A 21,343-nucleotide genomic window follows, 5' to 3' on the forward strand; every position below is an offset into this window, starting at 1 on the left:
ATCTGATGTCTGCATCGCCAAAATTTACGCCCAAACCGTCAGGCAGGCAACTGTAGCCCAGTTAACGTGACAACACCCCTTGGTCGGATGCATCAGCCGCCGCGTCTGCACCATGGCCATCGGCGTGGCGAGGCTCGATGCATCGGCCTCCAGCATAAGCTCATCCGCCCCGCGCTTTGCCGAACGCGCCATGATCTCGAACACTGCCGCAGTCGTGCTTTGCAGCATCTTTTCCTCCGCCATGCCGGACAGGCGACGCGCCAGAAACACGGCAGAGGTCAGATCGCCGAGACCGTTGGTCGGCCCATCGACACGGCGATGTTCGGCCATCAGCGCCATGGTCGGCGTGAGCAGAATATTGCCGATACTGCCGTTCATCAGCGGAAAGGCCGAAGTGACCAGCATGGTTGCCGGTCCCGCCTCCAGCGCGGCTTCCATCAAGGCATTATTGTCTTCCAGCGGCACGCCGGTCAGCCAGGAAAGCTCGAAGCGATTGGGTGTTGCGATATCAGCGAGCGGCAGAAGCTTGTCGCGAATGCCCATGGCAGTCGCTTCGGGCACATAAAGCCCCTTTTCATCGCCGATGACCGGATCGCACAGATAGACCGCCCCCGGATTTTTCACCTTTACTGCTTTGACCAGTTCGGCAACGGCCGCCGCCTGCTCGGGATGGCCGAGATAGCCGGTCAGGACAGCACCCACCTCGCCAAGCCACGGCGCGCGCTGAAGATCCTGCATCAGGCGCGAAAACTCTTCCGCCGGTGGCACGATGCGTCCGGCCGGAGCACCTGGAACCCCATGACCCGGATGCCATGGCAGCACCACGGTCGGCACGGCCCATACGGGAAAACCCAGCGTTTCCAAAGCGAAAACGGCGGCGCGATTGCCGACCGATCCGCGCACGACATGGCTTGAGATGACAATAACGGTTGTCGCATCCGAAGGCGCAGAAAGCGTCATTGGGTACCTAGCTTTGCATGAGATAGAAAATGAGCCAGACGATGATCGCCAGCGTGATGAGGAAGCCGAGCCCGCGCCCGACACGCGTGGCCCAAAGCTCGATGGGATCATTTTCGGGGGCGTCGGCGGCAGCCAGATGATGCGCAGTGCGGGAAAACCCGCGCCGCACAATGCCTTCGGCACCGGTCTGCTCGCGTTCGAGCCGGTCGAGAATACGCCGGGCCTCTTCCTGGCGCTCGCGCCCCGGCCCGCCGCCTTCCCCTATGCCCGCCTGCTGGCGCTCGCCCATGCTCTGCCTGCCTGTCGAATAAAATTGACAGGCACAGCATCACGCCCAAAGGACCGTTCTGCAAGCAGAATATTGCGAGTTCAGGCTAGCTTTATGATGAGCTTTCCGAAATTGCCGCCTTCCAGCAGAGAAATGAAGGCATCCGGCGCATTCTCAAGCCCTTCGACAATGTCTTCGCGATAACGCACCTGCCCGTCGGCAATCCACTTCACCATGTCATGGTAAAATGCTGGCCTCTGATCGGCAAAATCACGCTGGATAAAACCGCGAATGGTCAGGCTTTTCGATAGAATATCCCGCATTACCAATGGTAGGCGGTCAGGTCCGTCGAACGGCCCGCTCTGATTATACTGCGCAATCAGGCCACAGACCGGCATACGCGCAAACTGGTTCAACAGTGGAAACACCGCCTCGAAGACCTTGCCGCCGACATTCTCGAAATAAACATCGATACCCTTCGGGCAAGCCTGCGCCAGTTCCTGTGCGAAATTTTTGCTGTGGTGGTCAATCGCCACATCGAAACCGAATTCACCGATCAACGCCTTGCATTTATCCGCTCCGCCCGCAATACCGACCGCGCGAGCGCCCTTCATCCGGGCAATCTGCCCGACGGCAGAACCGACCGGACCGGTTGCCGCCGCAACCACGACGGTCTCGCCCGGTTTCGGCTGGCCTATGGTGAGCAGGCCGGAATAGGCGGTAAAGCCCGGCATGCCGAGAACGCCAAGCGCCGTCGTTACAGGGGCTTCCTTCGGGTCGAGCTTGCGCAAGGTCGAGACATCGGCGATCGCATAGTCCTGCCAGCCGGAATAGGAAAGCACGAAGTCGCCCGGAGCAAAGCCCGCGCTCCTGCTTTCAACGACTTCGCCTACCGTGCCGCCCTCCATCACGTCGCCGATTGCTACCGGTGCGGCATAGGATTTGGCCGCGCTCATACGCCCGCGCATATAGGGATCGAGTGACAGATAGCGCAGTCTCAGGAGAACCTCGCCGTCACCGGGGCTCGGGATCGCCGCTTCCTCCAACCGGAAGTTTTCTGCGGTCGGCCGGCCTTCCGGGCGCGATGCCAGCACGATACGGCGATTGATCTTTTCGCTCATGAACGGAACTCCTGAAACAGAGAAGAAGACGATAGAATTGTAAGCTAGGGCGCGATGCGAAAAAGTTGACCTCTTGGAGCCTGAATCAAAAAGCGGCAGGCCGTGGCGAAAATGGTGATTTTCGAGTACCGGAGCGCAATGTACTTAACGTACATGGGCACCGGAACGCAGGAAATTGCCATTTGCAGACCGGCATGGCGACTTTTGGAACAGGCTCTTACAATCGAGATCAAGCTATACGTCTGTTGTGGGCGTCTGACTTGGAAATCTATTCTAAAGCTGGCGATTTTGCGCCACGCATCATCCTTTTTGCAATTCGCTCCAGCCTCGGGACAAACGGCATGAGTAAGGACAAGCTTTTTCTCTTGAAACCGGGTTTTGAAGATCCGGCTTATCCCGACCAGCTTTTCTATTGCTGGCATTGCGCTCTCATCGAGGGTGTTCTGGCTTCTTTTCCGGCACTGGGAGACCAGCTGGATATAGAGCGCGTCGACTGGCAGCGTCCGCGCAAGGCCGTCATAGAGCTGGCAGGCGAAGACAACCAAAACCTGCCCTTGCTCATATTAAAGAATGGTGACCGCTCCCCGTTCGAGACCGGGAGGCATGAAGAGCGTTCGCTGATCAGCGACCCGCACAAGATTTTGGCGGCCCTTGCAGAGCGGCACGGATTTCCGTTGCCACATCCCTGAAACAAAAACCCCGCCACAAGGGCGGGGTTTCGCTTGGGGGACAGTAAGGCTGTCTATTACTTCATCGTCGGGATGACGAATTCCGCACCGTCTTTCACACCAGACGGCCAGCGCGAGGTGACTGTCTTGGTCTTGGTGTAGAAGCGGAATGCATCCGGGCCGTGCTGGTTGAGATCGCCGAAGCCGGAAGCCTTCCAGCCGCCGAAGGTGTAGTAAGCAATCGGAACAGGGATCGGCACATTGATACCGACCATGCCGACCTGCACGCGGCTGGCGAAATCGCGGGCCGCATCACCGTCACGGGTGAAGATGGCAACGCCATTGCCATATTCATGATCGTTCGGCAGAGCCAGCGCTTCCTCGTAGTTCTTGGCACGTACGACCGAAAGAACCGGACCGAAGATTTCTTCCTTGTAGATGCGCATGTCCTTGGTCACGTTGTCGAACAGGCAGCCACCCATGTAGAAGCCATCTTCATAGCCCTGCATCTTGAAGTTACGGCCATCGACGACCAGCTTCGCGCCTTCTTCAACACCGAGATCCACATAGCCGCGCACGCGATCAAGTGCAGCCTTGGTGACCAGCGGGCCGTAATCGGCGGAATTGTCGGTGGAGGTGCCGATCTTCAGCGATTCAACACGTGGAATGAGCTTTTCCATCAGGCGATTGGCGGTGTCTTCACCGACCGGGACGGCAACCGAGATCGCCATGCAGCGTTCGCCAGCCGAACCGTAGCCCGCGCCGATCAGCGCATCGACGGTCTGGTCCATGTCGGCATCGGGCATGATGAGCATATGGTTCTTGGCGCCGCCGAAGCACTGCACGCGCTTGCCGTTCGAGCAGCCGCGACCATAGATATACTGGGCAATCGGCGTGGAGCCGACGAAGCCGATGGCCTGCACATCCGGATCATCGAGCAGTGCATCGACCGAATCCTTGTCGCCATTGACCACATTGAAGATGCCTGCCGGAAGGCCGGCTTCCATGAACAGTTCGGCAAGGCGCATCGGTACGCCCGGATCGCGTTCGGACGGCTTCAGGATGAAGGCATTGCCGCAAGCAATCGCCGGACCGGCCTTCCAGAGCGGGATCATGGCCGGGAAGTTGAACGGCGTGATGCCTGCAACAACGCCGAGCGGCTGGCGCATCGAATAGGTGTCGATGTTCGTACCGGCATTGTCGGTGAACTCGCCTTTCAGCATGTGAGCCGCACCAAGGCAGACTTCCACCACTTCGAGGCCGCGCTGGATGTCGCCCTTGGCGTCGGCAATGGTCTTGCCGTGTTCGCGGGCCAGCAGTTCGGCCAGGCTGTCATATTCGGCTTCAACCAGTTCGATGAACTTGCGCAGGATACGAACACGGCGCTGCGGGTTGGTCGCTGCCCATGCTGGTTGTGCGGCCTTGGCGTTTTCGACAGCCGCACGCACTTCTTCCTTGGTGGCCAGCGCCACCTTGCCCTGCACCGAGCCGTCGAGCGGCTGGAAGACGTCCGCCGTGCGGCCGCTCTTGCCTGCCACATGCTTGCCGCCGATGAAATGTCCGATATTGCGCATCGAAGAACCTCCCTGATGATCGCTTTGAGGAGCCACACGGCTCCCACCGTTGACACCATCTTGACTCTGCAAATTCCTGATTGCAAGACACGGAAAAGCGTATCCGTTGTGCAAATTTTATAGTAATGGAAACATGATCCCGAAAAGTGTGAAACGGTTTTCGGATAAGATCATGTTCAAGCAAAAGACCATGATCCCGAAAAGTGTGGGGGCGGGTTTCGGGCAAGATCATGCATGGATAGAGAGCATCATGAACTGGGACGATATTCGCATATTCCTCGCTGTTGCCCGCTCTGGCCAGATTTTGGGCGCGGCCAAAAGGCTCGGCCTGAACCACACCACGGTTGCCCGGCGGCTGACCGCGCTTGAAACGGCTCTGTCCACCACGCTTTTGACCCGCCGCACCAATGGCTCGACGCTGACACAGGCGGGCGAGGAGTTTCTGCTTGCCGCCGAGCGCATGGAAGCCGAAATGCTTTCTGCCCGCTCGCATGTCGGCAATGCGGATATTGCGGTATCCGGCACGGTGCGCATCGGCGCACCGGACGGGTTCGGCGTGAATTTCCTGGCGCCCCGGCTGGCGCGGCTGACACAGAAATATCCAGACCTGACCATCCAGCTTGTTCCAGTGCCGCGCTCGTTTTCGTTGTCACGACGCGAAGCCGATATCGCGATTACGGTCGAACGTCCGGAACAAGGCAGGCTGATTGCGCGCAGACTCGTCGATTATACGCTCGGTCTCTATGCGCATCGCAGCTATCTGGAAGCGAACGGCACGCCGGAAAACACTGACGAACTCGCCCGGCACCGGCTGATCGGCTATGTCGAGGATCTCGTCATCAACCCGTCGCTGGCCTATGCGCCGGAAATCAGCCGCGATTGGAAACCGGCCTTCGAAGTGTCGAGCGCGCTTGGGCAGGTCGAGGCCGTGCGAGCTGGTGCAGGCATCGGCATATTGCACGCCTTCATCGCCCGCGCCGATCCCGATCTCGTGCCCATTTTGCCGGATCGGGTTATCCGCCGTGCCTATTGGCTCGCCTATCATGAATCCGCCCGCACATTGCGGCGCGTCACCGCCATATCGGCTCTGATTTCCGAACTGGTGGAAAACGAAAAATCGCTTTTCAGCTAAATCAATTGAGCCGCATATAGGCGACCATGACGCCGACGATCATCGCAGCCGGAACGAACAAGGCGTCAAGGCCGATGAAATAGTGGCCGAGACCGCCGCCGACGGCGCCCAGCATCAGGGACAGCCAGACCGCCACATGCTGCATCCAGCGCCATTTCGGCGTCTCACCACGCAACGAACAGGCAAGGTCGGCGGCAGCATTGAAGAGCGTTCCGGTCACATAGGTCACGCCGAGACGCGCAGCCCCGATAGGCTGCACCGCAGCATTTTGCGCGCCCATGGCTGCGGCAAGCAGCAGCACCGGCTGGACCAGCAATGCACCCTCGCGCCGCAGCACGCCGACCAGCAGCAGGATCGCCACCACGCTCGCCATCACATAGAGACTGCCCCAGCGTCCGTAGGCCCGCACTGCAAGCGTGCCGAAGAAGGCGCCTGAAAAGAACAGCACGATCAGGATCGCGGGAAACCAGACCAGGACCAGCCCCTGCGGGCCGGGCTGTCCGGCCAGCGCCGTGCCAAGCTGCGTGGTGTTGCCGCTCATGAAGGATGCAAAGAAACCGCCCAGTTGCAGGAAAGCAATCGCATCGACGAAACCAGCCGATGCGGTCAGAACCAGACCGAGCGAAAGTTTGGAATTCGGTGTCATGGGATTGAACTTCGAAATGAAGAAACCCGGCTTGCAGGAAGCCGGGCCTTTTCAGAAGAATATTTACAAGTCAGGCGCGTTTGACGATGCGCAGGATAATCAGGAGGATGGCCGCGCCGATAAAGGCGTTGACGATCGCGGCGACAATCCCTCCACCGACTGAAAATCCGAGACGCGGCAGCAACCAGCCTGCAAAGAATGCGCCGATCACGCCCACGATGATATTGCCGATCAGGCCGAAACCGCCACCCTGCACGACCTTGCCAGCCAGCCAGCCAGCGATAAGACCGACGAAAAGAAATACGAGAAGACTTCCAACATCCATGCGTTTTTCTCCCTCTCAAAACGCAACCGTCCGGTGCGCCTGAAGCGAGTTGACTATATGTTGGGCAGCGGCACAAGGGGGTGCCAGCGCCTCCCCCGTTAAATCAGGCTACCAGATGCCGGAAAGCAGCGACGACTTCCTCGTAGACCTTGCGCTTGAAGGGAACGATCAGTTCCGGCAGCTCGACCATCGGCTTCCATTCCCAGCGGTCGAACTCGGCGGTGTGTCCGCCGGGCGGCGGATTGATGGCGATTTCGCTCTCGTCGCCCTCGAAACGATAGGCAAACCACTTCTGCGTCTGGCCGCGATACTTGCCCTTGAGCGCCTGGCCGACCAGATGCGGCGGCAGGTCGTAATTGATCCAGTCCGACGCTTCTTCGAGCAGTGATACCGACTTCATGCCGGTTTCCTCGTAAAGTTCGCGGATAGCGGCCTCGGGCGGCTCCTCGCCCTTATCGATACCGCCCTGCGGCATCTGCCAGAGCTGGGTCGCGCCGTCCATCTCGTCGCCGGGAATGACGATACGACGGCCAGCCCAGACCAGACCGGTCTTGTTGAGCACCATAAGTCCGACACAGGGGCGGTAAGGCAAGCTTTCAGGATCGACAGGACCTTTGTGCTTCGACATGACATTCTCCATGATATGCAAACTTATAGCATTTCCAGCAAAAGTGCGAAGCGGTTTTGTGTAGGATAATGCGTAAAAACAAAGAGATAGAGTATTTCCAACGATTCAGTTCAAACTGGAAATACTCTACTGCCGTTCAGGATCGCGGACCAGCGCCGAAACCGGCACGATTTCAATGCCGCGCTTCTTGACCTCATTGGCCCATTCGGAAACGGCATCGACGGTCACCGCAAAGGCCGAGCCGGTGCCTATGGCGCTGCCGTTAGCGCGCGCGGTCCGCTCCAGCTCATCGAGACGATCGAGGATCGCGCCGCGCTCCTGCGCTGCATCGATCAGAATATCTGCCGCCGCGAAAGGCACCGTATCGCTTCCCGCAATCCGGTCGGCCTGGCTGCGCGCCGAGGTGCCGTCATCGAGATAATAAAGGCCGCGCTTTCCGATCTCGCCCAGCACCGGCGAAAAGGCTTCCGTCTCGGATGTAAAACGCGCACCCATATAATTCATCACACCGGCATAGTTCGTCATCCGCGAAAGCGCCCACAGCAAGGAAGCCTGATTCTTGCCAGCTCCATCATCCACCGTCAGCGTATTGCGACCGGGGTTGACGCGCGGATAGTCGAAAGGCTCCATCGGCAATTGCAGCACAAGTTCATGACCGTTTTGCCGGGCCGCCTGCATCCAGCGCTGTAAACTGTTGCCCTGCGGCGCAAATCCGAGCGTGACTTCCGGCGGAAGCTTGTCGACCGCCTCCATGCTGCCAGTCTGTGACAGCCCAAGTCCGCCGATGACAAGTGCAATCCGCGCGCCGCGCGCGCCAGACCATCCCGCCGCATAGGCATCCATCGGGCGCAAACCGTCCGCCCCGCGCACCGGCAGCGGGCCGGTGGGGCTTTGCTCGACCAGCGCCTGTTCCGGCAGATGGGCGACACGCTTATCCTGCCCGGATTGATGCGTATTCTGCACCACGACCACATTGCCTTCCGCCATGCCGGTGGTGGCACCTGGCATACCGGGTGGCATGTCCGGCGTGACCTTGATGATAGCAGGCCCCGGCTGTCCGCTTGCCCCGCGCAGCGCACTGCCGGGCGGCGGCGTATTGCCGGTTACAGGCTTCGCTTCAGTCTTGTTGGCGACTGGCGCTTCAACTTGCGTCGGTTCCGCGGCCGCGGTTTCGGTTTTGCGAAAAGCCGCCTGATTGCTCTGCCAGATGGCGAACACGGCGCCACCGGCAAGACAAAGTCCGCCTAAAATGACGAGGCCTGTCATGAACGAACGAAAAGCGCGGGAGCGTGAGCCCCCGCGCTTTTGCGGTTTCTTATCCAGTCCTAACGGGCTGTTCAGATCCAGCATGGAGCGATCAGTTCAACACGCCCTTCTTCGGGTCCGGCGGGAATGCGGCATTGGCCACCTCGCCACGCAGGAGCTTGAAGGCTTCGTTGAGCTGGATATCATCCTTCGGATCAGCCGGCACATAAGCCGACGAACCGGAGCCATTGTCATCTTCGGCATTGCCCTTGATGTGGCCCTTGAGTTCGGATTCCCCGCGAACGACGTCCTCACCCTTCAGTTCAGGCGGCAAAGGCTGGTCGACCTTGATATCAGGCGTGATGCCCTTGCCCTGGATCGACTTGCCGGATGGCGTGTAATAAAGCGCCGTCGTCAGACGCAGCGAACCGTTTTCGCCAAGCGGAATGATCGTCTGCACCGAACCCTTGCCGAAGGACTGCGTGCCGAGCACAGTGGCGCGGCGATGATCCTGAAGCGCACCGGCAACGATTTCCGACGCGCTGGCCGAACCGCCATTGATCAGAACGATAACCGGCTTGCCATCGGCCAGGTCACCCTTGCGCGCATCGAAGCGGGTCACATCCTGCGGATCGCGGCCACGGGTCGAGACGACTTCACCCTTGTCGAGGAAGGCATCGGAGACGGCTACAGCCTGATCGAGCAGACCGCCCGGATTGAGGCGAAGATCCAGCACAAAGCCCTTGAGCTTGTCGGCAGGAATCTTGTCCTGAATATCCTTGATCGCCTTCTTGAGGTCTTCGGATGTCTGTTCGGTGAACGAGATGACGCGCAGATAACCGATGTCATTCTCGACGCGATAGCGAACGGCCTTCACCTTGATGACGGCGCGCGCGATCGTCAGAGTGATCGGCTTGTCGACGCCCTGGCGCTGGATGGTCAGTTCGATAGGCGAACCGATTTCACCGCGCATCTTGTCGACCGCATCGGTCAGCGTCAGCCCGCGAACTTCCTGCCCGTCGATCTTGGTGATGAGATCGCCTGCCAGCACGCCAGCCTTGGAAGCAGGTGTATCGTCAATCGGCGCAATGACCTTCACGAGATCGTTGTCCATCGTCACTTCGATGCCGAGACCGCCAAACTCACCCTTGGTCTGCACGCGCATGTCCTGCGCGGCTTCCGGGTTGAGGTAGGAGGAATGGGGATCTAGCGAGGTCAACATGCCGTTGATCGCGCTTTCGGTCAGCTTCTTGTCGTCCGGCGGCGTCACATATTGCGCGCGCACCCGTTCGAAAATATCGCCGAAAAGGGCCAGTTCCTTGTAGACATCGCTATCTTTCCCTGCCGCAAAAGCGGTGGAAGCCGGCGCGCCCTGGACCATCACCATGGCTGACGCCCCCAGAAGGGCCCCGGCGAACAGCAGCGATAGTTTACGTATCATTTTCACGTCCTTCCAGAAAGCCGTTCGGTCCACCACGGGGCGGGATCGACGGGTTTTCCATCCTTTCGAAATTCAATGTAAAGCAATGGCGCGCCATTGCCCACCTCTATCGGCGCAACACTTGCCAGAAGTTTTTCTCCCATTGCGCCGACCGGCTCTCCTGCAAGTACAAATTGGCCTTGCGATACGTCGATTCGACCCATGCCTGCCATGACGACATGATATCCATTGCCCGCGTCGAGTATCAAGAGCTGCCCGTAAGAACGAAATGTGCCTGCGTAAAGTATCACGCCATCGGAAGGTGACGTAATCGTGGCAGAAGGCAAGGTTTCGACAACCTGCCCCATCATGCTGCCGCCGACGCCATCCTTGTCGCCGAACCGGCGCATTGTCTTGCCAGCCGCAGGCAGGGCAAGCTTGCCCTGCAGCGAGGCAAAATCGATATGGGCTCGCAGATGCGTGTCGTCCGGCGTCGATTCCCCGGCCTTTTCCCTTGCTGCAGCAAGGCGATCCGCCTCGGCCTTGCGAGCCGCTTCAGCTGCATCGCGCACGCCTGCCATCTGCTTGTCGAGCCCGTCGATAAGATCTTTCAGGCTGCCTGCCTTGGCCGCCAGTTCTTCCGAACGTGCGCGCTGCGCGTCGATTTCCTGTTCCGATTGCGACTGCAGTTTCTTCTTCTCCTCAAGAAGAAGTGATTGCCGTTTCTGCTCTTCGGCCTGAACCGTGCGCGTCGTCTTCAGCTTTTCCTGTTCTTCGGTGATGGAAGCGGTGACCCGCTGCATATCCTTCAGGTCGCCGGTCAGTTCTTCCACTTGGCTGCGCATTTCAGGCACGACAGCGCCCAGAAGCACGGCGCTGCGCACTGAAGCCAGAGCATCGTCCGGCCGCACCAGAATGGCGGGCGGCGGGTTCAGCCCCATGCGCTGCAAGGCGGCCAGCACCTCCGCCAACACTCCGCGCCGTGTGCGCAACGATGAGCGAATGCCGTCTTCCTGCTCGCGCAGCGAAACCAGCTTATCGGCAATGTCGGCAATATCCTGCTGCAGCTTCTTGTCGGTCTTGGCCGACTGGATCAACGCTGCGGTAATGGTGGCCTGGTCCTTCTTGAGCCCGGCCACCTCGTCTTCAAGCTGTTTCAGCTTGTCGCCGGTGACGGTGAGTTCGCTACTAAGCTTCTCATATTCGCTTGCCGCCTGATCGCGCTGTTGCTGCAAGGCTTCCTGCGCAAGAACCGACGGCGCGCACGCAAACACGCCAGCCAAAACGAGGCCAGCCTGCGCGAAAGCAGGCAATCGTGGTCTTTTGAAAAGGCGTACAGGACTCATGCGTGTTCTATCAGGACGAAACAAGGCCAAATTCAGAGCCGAAACTAGCCCGAACCCGTTAACGAACCATCAACCATAATCATGGAGCGGGTGCCAGTTGTTATTGGTCGAGGTTATGATAAAGAGGAATCCCGGCTTTACTTCCAAAAGGAACTCCCATGCCGGAATTTTCCATCCTCATGCTCTTTGCCGCCGCCTCGCTGGTGCTGACCGCTACGCCGGGGCCGGACATGCTTCTCATCGCCTCCCGCAGTGTCAGTCAGGGGCGGTCTGCTGGCTTTCAAACCTATGCGGGCATCGCAGCCGGTACCTACTGCCACGCCATTGCCGCTGGGCTTGGCCTGTCAAAACTGTTTCTGTCCGTGCCCATTGCCTATGAAATCGTTCGGTGGGCTGGCTGCGCCTATCTGCTCTATCTGGCCTATAAGACAATCCGGTCAAAAGGTGCCAAGGTCTCCTCATTGGCACCGTTGCAAAAACTGTCAGGCAAAAGGATTTTTACCGAAGGTCTCGCGACAAATCTGCTCAACCCCAAAATGGCGCTGTTCGTTCTGGCGCTTTTTCCGCAGTTCGTTGATCCCGCCGGCAAGTCGGTGCTCCTTCAAATGATCCTGCTGGCAACCGTCCTGAACATAATCGGCTTTCTGGTCAACGGAACCGTCATTGTTGCGGGAAGCCATGTTCGTGACCGCCTCTCCGCGATGAACCGGCTTCCCCGACTGCCACAATTCCTTCTTGCATCCGTTTTCACCGGACTGGCCTGCCGTCTCGCGCTTGGAAACCGGAATTAGAGCACGTCCTACGAAAGCGGGAACCGGTTTCGAGATAAAGACATGCGCAAAAACAAACAGATAGAGCATTTCCTGCACAAAGTATGAAATGCCCTTGCAGGAAATCAATCCACTGGACTGATTTCCTGCCTAAACTGAAGATGTGAAGCGGCTTCAGCGTCGCTTGGTCGCTTCACGAATCGATCAAACCGAGTTCTGCTTTTCTGCGCCGCATCATTTCGCGCATTGATGTCGTGCGAAGGGTCGCCTTTTCGTCGAGCTTTTCGGTCTTTTCCCAGATGCCGTAGTGCTGCCGGAAATAGTCGATCACCAGCAGATCCGCATGCACGCGGTCCTGCCCGTCCTCGACATGGTTCAGAAGAGCACTCACCCCGCTCGCCTTGCCTTCGGCACGGCGGCAGTTTTGGCCGATCACCCAGATCGGAATCCCGCGTCTTTCAAGATGGCCGGAAATCCAGGGATCGTCCACGGTCCACATGATGTCGGGAATATCGTAGAACAGTTCGTCGAACCATTCCGGATGGACGAGAACCCCGGCAAAACCGGAAATCTGGTCGGCATAGCCGGGCATGCTGCGGTCCGGCTTGTGCAGAAACAGGGAAGCAACGCGCTTCATTCTGTATTTATAGTCCTTGGGCTTCCAGCGGCTGCGTGGAAGCCGGTCGGCGGGCCTGCCCGCATCGGCAATATCAGGAAATGTTTCCCCGACCTCGATAATGCAATGGCCCGGTTTGCGCGCGGCTTCCGCCTTGAAACGCTGGTGCCAATTGGCGTCGTAAATCTTGTCGTCGTCGCAGAACAGAATATCCACGTCCCGCCCCTTGAGATCGCGGGCGGCTGGCAAAACCTTGGTCGCAGGTCCGAGATCTTCCTCGCAGCGGACAATTGTGATACCGGCAGGCACTTCGGGCAGGCGTCCATCCCAATCGGGAAACCGCCTGTACTTGTGCGGTATATAAAGGCGGATTTCCTCGGCTTTCAGTCTTTGCGACAGAAGCGACAAAAGAGTCGGCTTCAAAAGATCAAAACGCGGCGGAATGGTCGATAGCGTTATAACGGTAGGCCTGTTCAATTTTCCCCCAAGCACATTAGTTTATTCTAATAAAACAATGCATTATGCCCAATCAAATGCATTTCATGCCGGGAGCAATCCTAAGATTTCAGCCTATTGTCAAGGCAATGAACAACGTTACGAACGGTGATAGGGATGGTCCGCCAGAATAGTGCCGGCACGTTAATAACCGTAGAGAAAATGCTGACTATCGATGATCCAAAAGCTATATCAAAAGATACGCGACACCATCACCAATTGAGATCAAGCTGATAATTAGGTTCCATAGAATAATGTTTACAGATTTATTTAAAAAAGAACCAATTGGAATTGGCGGATTTTTTCTAATTCCAATTGCAGCCTTAATATCCTCAACAATATTCATTTCACTTGATATATTTTATACATTAAATGCACTTGATCACGAGGTGATTGATAAAATATATCACAACCATAAGCTATTGGGATCATCTATAATTTTTGTCCTGATATTACAGGCAACACTTGTCATTTTGGGTGCATTTTCCATATACTTAATGATAAAACACGATGAAAAGACAAAGGGATGCTTTATTGCATTCTTTATAATTAAAGTAGCAATTCTTAATATTGCAACAGCGAATTTAAATGAGCTATCCTACCATTTTTCACTTGAAAGCAGCCAGCCGACAGGGCGCTCTTTTATAACGAATTCAGCATCCTTGCTGCTTGTTCCATATCTCCTGCTATCAAGAAGAGTAAAAAATACCTTCACCCGGAATCAGAAAACTACACGCAGGAAAGATAGACCTATTTGAGTTAGGACCTTCCCGATAAAAGACAATCACGAACGATGATAGGGATGGCCCGCCAGAATGGTGGCGGCGCGATAGAGCTGTTCGGCAATCAGGATGCGGGCGATCTGATGCGGCCAGGTCAATTCGCCCAGCGCCAGAACCAGGTCGGCGCGTGATCGCAATGCCGGATCGTGGCCGTCCGGCCCACCGATCGCGACGATGAGCTGGCGCTTGCCGTCGTCACGCATCCGCCCGATGCGATCCGCAAAAGCTTCCGATCCGAGCGCCTTGCCGCGCTCGTCCAGCAGGATCAGGGCAGCGCCCCCGGAACTGGCATTGTCAAGAGCTTCATGGATGCGCCCTGCCTCTTCGGCCTTGCGCAACTCTGCCGTCTGGCCCCGGCTTTCGGGAATTTCGCTCACACCGGCGAATTCAAGCCCCAATGGCGGTCCAGCTTTCGAAAATCGGTCGAAATAACGCTCGACCAACTCCCGTTCGGGGCCGGCTTTCATCCGGCCCACGGCAAAAACACTCACACGCATGACGCTCTCAATTCATCGAATTAGTGCACTAACCCCGGCGCACGTTCGGTATCGAACGCGTCGAAACCCTCGTCGAGCCAGATCTTCTCGAGATTGTAGAAGTCACGGACTTCCGGTCGGAAGACATGGACGATGATATCGCCGGTGTCGATGAGAACCCAGTCGCCACTCTCGAGACCTTCGACCCGTATATCCTTGCAGCCTGCTTCACGCAGGGCCTGCAGGAGATGGTCGGCAACCGCCGTCACATGGCGATGCGAACGGCCCGACGCGACGATCATATAATCGCCGATCGTTGATCTTCCGCGAATGTCGATGGGGATGATGGATTCCGCCTTGGAGTTTTCGAGACTGGCCAAGGCCGCGTCGAAGGTCTGGGACACGAGATTGGACTCGTCCATCCTGACCGTTGAAGGCGCGTGATGAGCCTTCTTCTCAATTGCTGTTCTCAGTGTATTCCCTTTCTCAGCAGAACAACGCAGTGTGGCAGTTATAAGCACCACACTCCCTAAAATAGGCAGAGTCCCTGTTTTGTTTCAAGAGTATCGGCTTTTCCTGCCCGTTCACTTTTTCAGTTTATTCGCCGGTTTTGCATATATCTTGTCGAAATCGTCACGAAAACATCAAGATCAAGTACGGGATTTACGAATGGCGCTGGAGGAAAGCGACGAACGCGGTCCATGGATGAAGGTCCAGGCCGGAGGCGTGCGCCGCGCCAGCGTCGGCGCATATTGTTCATCCACGCGGCTGTCGGAGAAAGTCTGCGCCATGCGTGACGACAGATAGGCGAGCGTCGAGCCCGGTCGATCGATGACTGCAATCGGAAAATTCTGCGCAATCTCGCGCCAGCGCTGCCAGCGGTGGAAGGAGGCAAGATTGTCCGCGCCCATCACCCAGACAAAATGGACGCCGGGATTGGCATCACGAATGAGCGCCAGCGTATCCGCCGTATAGCGCACATTGAAGGCTGCTTCGAGCGCCGTCACCTTGATGCGCGGGTCGGATGCAATTTCCTCGCTCAGCTTCAACCGGTCGGCAAGCGGCGCCAGTTCGCGACTATCCTTCAGCGGATTGCCGGGCGTCACCATCCACCAGAGCTGGTCGAGCTTCAGTCGCCGGATGGCAATTTCCGCGACCAGCGCATGCCCGCCATGCGGCGGGTTGAACGAGCCGCCGAACAGCCCGACCGCCATACCCTTCTCGACATAAGGCATGCGCAGATAATGTGCATCGACACCGGGATATTGCTCCTTCAATGCGGAAAGCCCGAAGCCGAATTTCATCAGGGGATGATCCCGAAAAGTGGGAACCGCCTACGCGGGGAAATCAGTCCGCCGGACTGATTTCTGCTCCCGCTTCGATCGAATAAGATCATGCCAAATCTAACCACGAATCTGCCCGTCACCGCGCACACGATATTTGAACGAGGTGAGCTGCTCCACGCCAACCGGTCCACGCGCATGCATCTTGCCGGTGGCGATGCCGATTTCCGCCCCCATGCCGAATTCGCCGCCATCGGCAAATTGCGTCGAGGCATTGTGCAGAAGGATGGCTGAGTCGATCTCGTTGAAGAAACGTGCAACCGCTTCCGCATCTTGCGCCACAACCGCTTCTGTATGGTGCGAGGAATAGCGGTTGATGTGTTCAATTGCGCCCGCAATACCGTCAACCAGCGCAACGGAAATGATCGCATCGAGATATTCGGTCGACCAGTCCTCTTCCGTGGCAGGTTTTGCCCCCGGATAGAATGCCAGGACCTCCGCGCTTCCGCGAATTTCACAGCCTTTGGCGGACAAATCTTCGAGGACCGGCGCCAGATGGGTCGCGGCAACAGCGCGATCCACCAGAAGCGTTTCCGCCGCGCCGCAAATGCCGGTGCGCCGCATCTTGGCATCGACTGCAATCTTGCGGGCCATGTCCAGATCGGCGGATTTGTCGATATAAAGATGGCAGATGCCTTCCAGATGCGCGAAGACCGGCACCCGCGCTTCCGACTGAACGCGCGCAACAAGGCTTTTCCCGCCGCGCGGCACGATCACGTCAATCGCACCGTCCAGACCTTTCAGCATTTCGCCAACAGCGGCACGGTCGGTCACCGGCACGATCTGGATCGCATCGGCAGGCAGGTTGGCGGCTTCAAGCCCCCTGACCAGCGCCTTGTGAATGGCAGCCGACGAATGCGCCGAATCCGACCCGCCGCGCAGAATGACGGCATTGCCAGCCTTCAGGCACAGCGCACCGGCATCCGCAGTCACATTGGGACGGCTTTCATAAATGACGCCGATCACACCGAGCGGCGTGCGCACGCGCTCGATATGGAGGCCATTCGGACGATCCCATTCGGCAATCACTTCACTCACCGGATCAGGCAGGGCGGCGATGGCGCGAATACCGTCAGCAATTGCATTGATCCGGCCGTCATCAAGCGTCAGCCGATCAACGAAAGAGGCTGCCATGCCGTTCTTTTCCGCATTGGCCAGGTCAAGCCTGTTGGCTTCAAGAATGTCGCCACGCGCTTCAAGCATCGCATCGGCGGCGGCAATCAGCGCCTTGTTCTTCTGTTCAGTGGTGGCAATGGCAAGAGGGGCTGCGGCAACGCGTGCCTTGCGGCCCACTTCCGCCATCACTGCAGCAATGTCGTTTGCCGTTTCTGCCTTGGTCAGCATCCCATCTCCCCTATGCGACTTCCGTATTGCTGGCAGCGCGCACAACCAGATCATTGCGATGGATCATCGCCGCGCGCGCATCATAGCCAAGAATCTCACTGATCTCATCGCTTTTATGGCCTGCGATCTTGCGCGCGTCTTCGGCATCGTAAGCGATCAGTCCGCGCGCGATTTCGCGCCCGTCCTCGTTCATCACAGCAACCGTATCGCCGCGCTCGAACTGGCCGTCGATTTCCTTCACACCCGCAGGCAAAAGCGACTTGCCGGATTTCAGCGCTTTGGCCGCACCGGCATCCACCGTCAAACGGCCAGCCGGCTCGAGATTGCCGGAAATCCAGGTTTTCCAGGCATTGACCGGCGCACGCGCCGGTTCAAACAGCGTTGCGCGCTCCCCGCGATCGATTGCCGAAAGCGGGCCAAAACGTGTACCCGATGTGATAATCATCGCGGTTCCTGCCGCATTGGCGATCTTGCCTGCGTCGAGTTTGGTCTTCATGCCGCCGCGCGACAGTTCCGACGCTGCCGCTCCGGCCATGGCCTCGATCTGCGGGGTGATGGTTTCGACCAGCGGCAGAAACGCGGCATCCGGGTTCTTGTGCGGCGGAGCCGTATAAAGCCCGTCAATATCCGACAGCAGGACCAGCAGGTCCGCGCCCATCATGGTCGCCACACGTGCGGCCAGACGATCATTGTCACCATAGCGGATTTCGGTGGTCGCCACCGTATCGTTCTCATTGATAACCGGCACAGCCTTCAGCTTCAACAGCGTCTCGATGGTCGCGCGCGCATTGAGATAGCGGCGGCGCTCCTCGGTATCGGAAAGCGTGACGAGAATCTGGCCTGAACGGATGGAATGACCGCCGAGCACATCGGCATAGGCCTTGGCGAGCGCGATCTGGCCTGCGGCGGCAGCCGCCTGACTTTCCTCAAGCTTAAGCGCCTTCTTTGGCAGTCCCAGAACCGTGCGTCCGAGCGCGATTGCGCCTGATGAGACCACCAGCACTTCGACGCCTGCGTGATGAAGAGCGGCAATATCCTGCCCGAGGCTTTCCAGCCAGTCGCGCTTCAGCCCGGTTGCGCGATCCACCAGAAGGGCGGACCCGATTTTGACAACGATGCGGCGATAGTCTTTCAGTTTCTTCAGCATGCTTCATTCCCCTCGCCGCACCCAAAGCGCATCCCGAAAAGTGTGAAACGGCTTTCGGACAAGATGCGCGCCCAAATAAAATCCGACGCTTACTCTTCGGCTTCCGCCGTACCGGCCTCTGCGGCGCGGCTCTGGTCGATGACGCTTGCAAGCTGGCGCAGAGCATCATTCAAACCTTCATGGCTCACAGCCGAAAGCAGCAGCGGCTCACGCCCGCATGCCTTTTTCAGCGCCTTGACCTTGGCCTTGCGTGCTTCAGGATCAAGCGTATCGATCTGCGACAACGCCACGATTTCCGGCTTGTCGGCCAGACCATGCTCATACGCTTCCAGCTCGCCGCGAATGACCTTGTAAGCCTTTGCTACATCCTCTTCCTGCGCGGAAACCAGATGCAGCAGAACGCGCGTGCGCTCGACATGGCCGAGGAAACGGTCGCCAAGGCCGACGCCTTCGCTGGCACCTTCGATCAAGCCCGGAATATCGGCGATAACGAATTCGCGGCCATCCACACGCGCAACGCCCAGATTGGGATGCAGCGTGGTGAATGGATAATCGGCGATCTTCGGCTTGGCAGCTGTCACGCTTGCAAGGAAGGTCGATTTTCCGGCATTGGGCAGACCGACCAGACCGGCATCGGCGATCAGCTTCAGGCGCAGCCAGATAGTGCGTTCGATGCCGTCCTGTCCGGGATTGGCGCGGCGCGGTGCGCGATTGGTCGAGGTCGTGAAATGCAGATTCCCGAAGCCGCCATTGCCGCCCTTGGCCAGCCGGTAGCGCTGGCCGATTTCGGTAATGTCGCAGATCAGCGTTTCGTCGTCTTCCTCGAAAATCTGCGTGCCGACCGGCACCTTGAGAATAACGTCGTCGCCCTTGCCGCCTGTCATGTTGCGGCCCATGCCATGCATGCCGGTCTTCGCCCGGAAATGCTGCTGATAGCGATAGTCGATCAGCGTGTTGAGACCATTTACAGCCTCCACCCAGACATCGCCGCCGCGTCCGCCGTCACCGCCGTCAGGACCGCCGAATTCGAGAAATTTCTCGCGGCGGAATGAAACCGCCCCCGCACCGCCATTGCCGGAGCGGATGTAGATCTTTGCTTGATCGAGAAACTTCATCTGAACGTAACCTTCTTGGATGCCCGCACTCTGGCAGGCTTTTGGGCGGCAGACGCCCTGAAATTTGTTACATGCGAGCCTGTGCCCGCATGTGGTGTGTTGCAATTACAGCAAAAGCCGCCTCCTGCAAACAGTTGAGGAGGCCAGATTTTACCCGAGTTTGTCTTTCCAGACCGGATCGGTGAAATCGATATAGATCAATTCCTGATCCAGATACTGGCCCTGCACATAAAGTGACTTGGGTTCGACACCGTAAGTCTTGAAACCAAGCGCATAATAGACGCGCTTGGCGGCTTCATTCGTGGCCACCACCTTGGCGTCCAGAACGAGGACATGCTTTGCAGCATGATCAATGACCTTGCTGACGAGAGTCTTGCCGAGTTCCAGCCCGCGCGCTTCGGGAGCCACATAGACACCCCAGAGCGTGCCGCGATGGCGCTCGGACTTGCGGTCGTGGCGGAAAAGGCCAGCCGTTCCCAGCAGGCTTTCGCCATCGAAAGCGCCGAAAACCACATTGCCGTCCACCTGCTCCAGACGACGCGCGAACACGCTGTCCGAATAGGCATTCTCTTCTTCGAAACTCGAACCGAAGGCCATTGGCGCACGCTGCAAGGCGCTTAATCTTATAGCCCGATAACGATGCAGATCGCCCTTTTCGAGCGCACGCACCACGATCTTCTCGCGTGCGATTGCGTGAGTATCCATCATTTCATTCCCCGTTATTATTGGTCCTGCGGCCTATGAGGTTTGGCACGCAGGACCTTTTGTTTATGACTGCCAGCTTCTCAGCCCGATCCAGGTGCGACGATCAAGGACGTAGCGTTCGACCGGCACGTTGCCTGCGGCAAGCGAATCCGCCATGCCCATGCTGCTGAACTGGAACCCGCACTTGTGGATCACCCGGCGCGAGCCGCCATTGCTGGCCCGGCACGAGACATGAAGCCGCTCGATGGCGGTTGCGCGGAAAGCCAGATCAATCAGGGCATGAGCGGCCTCGGTGGCAAAGCCGTGGCCCCAATAGGGCTCACCCAGCCAGTAACCGATTTCCAGCCCCTCGCCGTGCTTGTGCGCATGGATGCCGCAGCAGCCCATAAAGATGCCGGTTTCCGCTTGCGTGATGGCGTAGATGCAATTGCCCATCTCGCCTTTTCGCACGCGCTCGACAAAATCGACGGCATTTTCACGCGTGTATGGATGCGGCATACGAGCAAGCATATCAGAGACGCGGGCGTTATTGGCAAGATAGGAAATCGCATCCACGTCTTCGACATGCGGCGGGCGCAGGACCAGCCTTTCAGTGACGAGGACAGGACAGTCTAATTCGTAAGCCAGATCAGGGCTCAGATCAGAAGCCATCTTATCGACCTGTCCGGGCGACAGATCGGTGTAACTGTCTCTTCTTTCGCTACTGCTTGCGTCGTAACAATCTTCTTCCAGAACTTCGACAACCATTTTTCGTACCTCCAGAGCGTTTCATTTTTACGCGCATCTCATCCGAAAACCGCTTCGCACTTTTCGGGACGCGCTCAAATGCAAAAAGGGAAGATGGTGGTCCCATCTTCCCTTCGATCTTTTGGCTAGGCTGCCATATACACCGGGTCCAATGGGACGCCGGTGGTTTTAAGAGGCCCGGCTTACTCTGCTGCTTCCGCGATCGGGTCTACCGATACGTACGTGCGGCCGTTGGCTTTCGTACGGAAAGATACGGAACCGTTCGTGGTTGCAAAAATCGTGTGGTCCTTGCCGAGGCCAACATTGGCGCCCGGATGCCACTTCGTGCCGCGTTGGCGCACGATGATGTTGCCGGCGAGCACAGCTTCGCCGCCGAACTTCTTCACGCCAAGGCGTTTGGATTCTGAATCGCGACCGTTACGCGAGGAACCGCCAGCTTTTTTGTGTGCCATTGGTGTTCTCCTTTAATC

The 21,343-nt window shown here is 57.9% G+C and carries 24 protein-coding genes and 1 pseudogene; 4 read left to right on the top strand and 21 right to left on the bottom strand.

All coding sequences use genetic code 11. The features are described from left to right. Positions 1-24: 24 nt before the first annotated feature. The 4 genes and pseudogenes from pdxY to HWX93_RS20760 all read right to left on the bottom strand — a co-directional run. Entirely contained in the window at positions 25-960 is a 936-nt protein-coding gene (gene pdxY / locus HWX93_RS20745; protein WP_176038574.1) for a pyridoxal kinase PdxY, read from the bottom strand. Between the two features lie 7 nt (positions 961-967). Then, the gene (locus HWX93_RS20750; RefSeq protein ID WP_061347943.1) at positions 968-1,249 is read right to left on the bottom strand and encodes a hypothetical protein; all 282 of its coding nucleotides are present in this window, start codon (positions 1,247-1,249) and stop codon (positions 968-970) included. Between the two features lie 80 nt (positions 1,250-1,329). Beyond that, positions 1,330-2,349 carry an NADP-dependent oxidoreductase gene (locus tag HWX93_RS20755; protein WP_176038575.1) on the bottom strand — a complete coding sequence of 340 codons (1,020 nt, stop codon included), beginning with the start codon at positions 2,347-2,349 and terminating at the stop codon, positions 1,330-1,332. Positions 2,350-2,420: 71 nt separating this feature from the next. Further along, positions 2,421-2,531, bottom strand: a pseudogene (locus HWX93_RS20760) (flagellar basal body P-ring protein FlgI); the annotation flags it as partial. Positions 2,532-2,690: 159 nt separating this feature from the next. Between HWX93_RS20760 and HWX93_RS20765 the strand changes: the two are divergent. After that, entirely contained in the window at positions 2,691-3,038 is a 348-nt protein-coding gene (locus HWX93_RS20765; protein WP_176038593.1) for a DUF3088 domain-containing protein, read from the top strand. A gap of 56 nt (positions 3,039-3,094) precedes the next feature. Here HWX93_RS20765 and HWX93_RS20770 read toward each other — a convergent pair whose 3' ends face one another. Beyond that, positions 3,095-4,591: a CoA-acylating methylmalonate-semialdehyde dehydrogenase gene (locus HWX93_RS20770; RefSeq protein ID WP_176038576.1), complete on the bottom strand. Its 1,497-nt coding sequence runs from the start codon at positions 4,589-4,591 to the stop codon at positions 3,095-3,097. Between the two features lie 250 nt (positions 4,592-4,841). Here HWX93_RS20770 and HWX93_RS20775 point away from each other — a divergent pair, with 250 nt between their 5' ends. Further along, positions 4,842-5,723 (top strand): LysR family transcriptional regulator, encoded by an 882-nt coding sequence (locus tag HWX93_RS20775; RefSeq protein ID WP_176038594.1) that lies wholly within the window; start codon positions 4,842-4,844, stop codon positions 5,721-5,723. 1 nt (position 5,724) lies between these two features. Here the strand turns inward: HWX93_RS20775 and HWX93_RS20780 are convergent, their stop codons facing one another. The 6 genes from HWX93_RS20780 to HWX93_RS20805 all read right to left on the bottom strand — a co-directional run bounded on the left by HWX93_RS20780 (position 5,725) and on the right by HWX93_RS20805 (position 11,333). After that, positions 5,725-6,369 (bottom strand): YoaK family protein, encoded by a 645-nt coding sequence (locus HWX93_RS20780; RefSeq protein ID WP_109988951.1) that lies wholly within the window; start codon positions 6,367-6,369, stop codon positions 5,725-5,727. 70 nt (positions 6,370-6,439) lie between these two features. Then, positions 6,440-6,694, bottom strand: a complete 255-nt coding sequence (locus tag HWX93_RS20785; protein ID WP_176038577.1) for a GlsB/YeaQ/YmgE family stress response membrane protein — start codon at positions 6,692-6,694, stop codon at positions 6,440-6,442. A gap of 103 nt (positions 6,695-6,797) precedes the next feature. Then, positions 6,798-7,322 (bottom strand): RNA pyrophosphohydrolase, encoded by a 525-nt coding sequence (locus tag HWX93_RS20790; RefSeq protein WP_176038578.1) that lies wholly within the window; start codon positions 7,320-7,322, stop codon positions 6,798-6,800. Positions 7,323-7,448: 126 nt separating this feature from the next. Next, complete coding sequence (locus HWX93_RS20795) at positions 7,449-8,672, bottom strand: divergent polysaccharide deacetylase family protein (protein WP_176038579.1); 1,224 nt, start codon at positions 8,670-8,672, stop codon at positions 7,449-7,451. 7 nt (positions 8,673-8,679) lie between these two features. After that, positions 8,680-10,008, bottom strand: coding sequence for a S41 family peptidase (locus HWX93_RS20800; protein ID WP_176038580.1), 1,329 nt, complete (start codon positions 10,006-10,008; stop codon positions 8,680-8,682). Between the two features lie 2 nt (positions 10,009-10,010). Beyond that, positions 10,011-11,333: a murein hydrolase activator EnvC family protein gene (locus HWX93_RS20805; protein WP_176038581.1), complete on the bottom strand. Its 1,323-nt coding sequence runs from the start codon at positions 11,331-11,333 to the stop codon at positions 10,011-10,013. 158 nt (positions 11,334-11,491) lie between these two features. On the opposite strand from HWX93_RS20805, the gene HWX93_RS20810 reads away from it, so the two are divergent. After that, entirely contained in the window at positions 11,492-12,124 is a 633-nt protein-coding gene (locus HWX93_RS20810; protein ID WP_109988946.1) for a LysE family translocator, read from the top strand. 172 nt (positions 12,125-12,296) lie between these two features. On the opposite strand, the gene HWX93_RS20815 is transcribed toward HWX93_RS20810, so the two are convergent. Continuing rightward, positions 12,297-13,196 (bottom strand): glycosyltransferase family 2 protein, encoded by a 900-nt coding sequence (locus tag HWX93_RS20815; RefSeq protein WP_176038582.1) that lies wholly within the window; start codon positions 13,194-13,196, stop codon positions 12,297-12,299. Positions 13,197-13,468: 272 nt separating this feature from the next. On the opposite strand from HWX93_RS20815, the gene HWX93_RS20820 reads away from it, so the two are divergent. Next, the gene (locus HWX93_RS20820) at positions 13,469-13,972 is read left to right on the top strand and encodes a DUF2569 family protein (protein ID WP_176038583.1); all 504 of its coding nucleotides are present in this window, start codon (positions 13,469-13,471) and stop codon (positions 13,970-13,972) included. A 26-nt stretch (positions 13,973-13,998) separates the two neighbouring features. Here the strand turns inward: HWX93_RS20820 and rlmH are convergent, their stop codons facing one another. From rlmH to rpmA, 9 genes are all read right to left on the bottom strand, one after another. Continuing rightward, positions 13,999-14,493 carry a 23S rRNA (pseudouridine(1915)-N(3))-methyltransferase RlmH gene (gene rlmH / locus HWX93_RS20825; RefSeq protein ID WP_109988943.1) on the bottom strand — a complete coding sequence of 165 codons (495 nt, stop codon included), beginning with the start codon at positions 14,491-14,493 and terminating at the stop codon, positions 13,999-14,001. A 20-nt stretch (positions 14,494-14,513) separates the two neighbouring features. Beyond that, positions 14,514-14,894 (bottom strand): ribosome silencing factor, encoded by a 381-nt coding sequence (gene rsfS, locus HWX93_RS20830; RefSeq protein WP_010661513.1) that lies wholly within the window; start codon positions 14,892-14,894, stop codon positions 14,514-14,516. 228 nt (positions 14,895-15,122) lie between these two features. Continuing rightward, complete coding sequence (locus HWX93_RS20835; protein WP_176038584.1) at positions 15,123-15,776, bottom strand: nicotinate-nucleotide adenylyltransferase; 654 nt, start codon at positions 15,774-15,776, stop codon at positions 15,123-15,125. 99 nt (positions 15,777-15,875) lie between these two features. Further along, positions 15,876-17,159, bottom strand: coding sequence for a glutamate-5-semialdehyde dehydrogenase (locus HWX93_RS20840; RefSeq protein ID WP_176038585.1), 1,284 nt, complete (start codon positions 17,157-17,159; stop codon positions 15,876-15,878). Positions 17,160-17,169: 10 nt separating this feature from the next. Beyond that, the gene (gene proB / locus HWX93_RS20845) at positions 17,170-18,306 is read right to left on the bottom strand and encodes a glutamate 5-kinase (protein ID WP_109988940.1); all 1,137 of its coding nucleotides are present in this window, start codon (positions 18,304-18,306) and stop codon (positions 17,170-17,172) included. Between the two features lie 89 nt (positions 18,307-18,395). Then, on the bottom strand, positions 18,396-19,421 hold the full coding sequence (obgE, locus tag HWX93_RS20850) for a GTPase ObgE (RefSeq protein WP_176038586.1): 1,026 nt from the start codon (positions 19,419-19,421) through the stop codon (positions 18,396-18,398). A gap of 150 nt (positions 19,422-19,571) precedes the next feature. Beyond that, positions 19,572-20,129 carry a GNAT family N-acetyltransferase gene (locus HWX93_RS20855; RefSeq protein WP_176038587.1) on the bottom strand — a complete coding sequence of 186 codons (558 nt, stop codon included), beginning with the start codon at positions 20,127-20,129 and terminating at the stop codon, positions 19,572-19,574. Between the two features lie 60 nt (positions 20,130-20,189). Further along, positions 20,190-20,873: a GNAT family N-acetyltransferase gene (locus HWX93_RS20860; protein WP_176038588.1), complete on the bottom strand. Its 684-nt coding sequence runs from the start codon at positions 20,871-20,873 to the stop codon at positions 20,190-20,192. A gap of 182 nt (positions 20,874-21,055) precedes the next feature. Beyond that, the gene (rpmA, locus tag HWX93_RS20865; RefSeq protein WP_010661520.1) at positions 21,056-21,325 is read right to left on the bottom strand and encodes a 50S ribosomal protein L27; all 270 of its coding nucleotides are present in this window, start codon (positions 21,323-21,325) and stop codon (positions 21,056-21,058) included. Between the last annotated feature and the right edge of the window lie 18 nt (positions 21,326-21,343).

Source organism: Brucella tritici (assembly GCF_902825325.1).
Classification (GTDB): domain Bacteria; phylum Pseudomonadota; class Alphaproteobacteria; order Rhizobiales; family Rhizobiaceae; genus Brucella.

Excerpts from the sequence above, each read along its gene's own strand:
- HWX93_RS20835 (WP_176038584.1), bottom strand. The coding sequence starts at position 15,776 with ATGAAATTCGGCTTCGGGCTTTCCGCATTGAAGGAGCAATATCCCGGT.
- obgE (WP_176038586.1), bottom strand. The coding sequence starts at position 19,421 with ATGAAGTTTCTCGATCAAGCAAAGATCTACATCCGCTCCGGCAATGGC.
- HWX93_RS20775 (WP_176038594.1), top strand. The coding sequence starts at position 4,842 with ATGAACTGGGACGATATTCGCATATTCCTCGCTGTTGCCCGCTCTGGC.
- HWX93_RS20860 (WP_176038588.1), bottom strand. The coding sequence starts at position 20,873 with ATGGTTGTCGAAGTTCTGGAAGAAGATTGTTACGACGCAAGCAGTAGC.
- pdxY (WP_176038574.1), bottom strand. The coding sequence starts at position 960 with ATGACGCTTTCTGCGCCTTCGGATGCGACAACCGTTATTGTCATCTCA.
- rpmA (WP_010661520.1), bottom strand. The coding sequence starts at position 21,325 with ATGGCACACAAAAAAGCTGGCGGTTCCTCGCGTAACGGTCGCGATTCA.
- HWX93_RS20800 (WP_176038580.1), bottom strand. The coding sequence starts at position 10,008 with ATGATACGTAAACTATCGCTGCTGTTCGCCGGGGCCCTTCTGGGGGCG.
- HWX93_RS20790 (WP_176038578.1), bottom strand. The coding sequence starts at position 7,322 with ATGTCGAAGCACAAAGGTCCTGTCGATCCTGAAAGCTTGCCTTACCGC.
- HWX93_RS20855 (WP_176038587.1), bottom strand. The coding sequence starts at position 20,129 with ATGATGGATACTCACGCAATCGCACGCGAGAAGATCGTGGTGCGTGCG.
- HWX93_RS20810 (WP_109988946.1), top strand. The coding sequence starts at position 11,492 with ATGCCGGAATTTTCCATCCTCATGCTCTTTGCCGCCGCCTCGCTGGTG.
- HWX93_RS20770 (WP_176038576.1), bottom strand. The coding sequence starts at position 4,591 with ATGCGCAATATCGGACATTTCATCGGCGGCAAGCATGTGGCAGGCAAG.
- HWX93_RS20780 (WP_109988951.1), bottom strand. The coding sequence starts at position 6,369 with ATGACACCGAATTCCAAACTTTCGCTCGGTCTGGTTCTGACCGCATCG.
- HWX93_RS20750 (WP_061347943.1), bottom strand. The coding sequence starts at position 1,249 with ATGGGCGAGCGCCAGCAGGCGGGCATAGGGGAAGGCGGCGGGCCGGGG.
- proB (WP_109988940.1), bottom strand. The coding sequence starts at position 18,306 with ATGCTGAAGAAACTGAAAGACTATCGCCGCATCGTTGTCAAAATCGGG.
- HWX93_RS20795 (WP_176038579.1), bottom strand. The coding sequence starts at position 8,672 with ATGCTGGATCTGAACAGCCCGTTAGGACTGGATAAGAAACCGCAAAAG.
- HWX93_RS20840 (WP_176038585.1), bottom strand. The coding sequence starts at position 17,159 with ATGCTGACCAAGGCAGAAACGGCAAACGACATTGCTGCAGTGATGGCG.
- HWX93_RS20805 (WP_176038581.1), bottom strand. The coding sequence starts at position 11,333 with ATGAGTCCTGTACGCCTTTTCAAAAGACCACGATTGCCTGCTTTCGCG.
- HWX93_RS20755 (WP_176038575.1), bottom strand. The coding sequence starts at position 2,349 with ATGAGCGAAAAGATCAATCGCCGTATCGTGCTGGCATCGCGCCCGGAA.
- rlmH (WP_109988943.1), bottom strand. The coding sequence starts at position 14,493 with ATGCGTGTGAGTGTTTTTGCCGTGGGCCGGATGAAAGCCGGCCCCGAA.
- HWX93_RS20765 (WP_176038593.1), top strand. The coding sequence starts at position 2,691 with ATGAGTAAGGACAAGCTTTTTCTCTTGAAACCGGGTTTTGAAGATCCG.
- rsfS (WP_010661513.1), bottom strand. The coding sequence starts at position 14,894 with ATGGACGAGTCCAATCTCGTGTCCCAGACCTTCGACGCGGCCTTGGCC.
- HWX93_RS20820 (WP_176038583.1), top strand. The coding sequence starts at position 13,469 with ATGTTTACAGATTTATTTAAAAAAGAACCAATTGGAATTGGCGGATTT.
- HWX93_RS20785 (WP_176038577.1), bottom strand. The coding sequence starts at position 6,694 with ATGGATGTTGGAAGTCTTCTCGTATTTCTTTTCGTCGGTCTTATCGCT.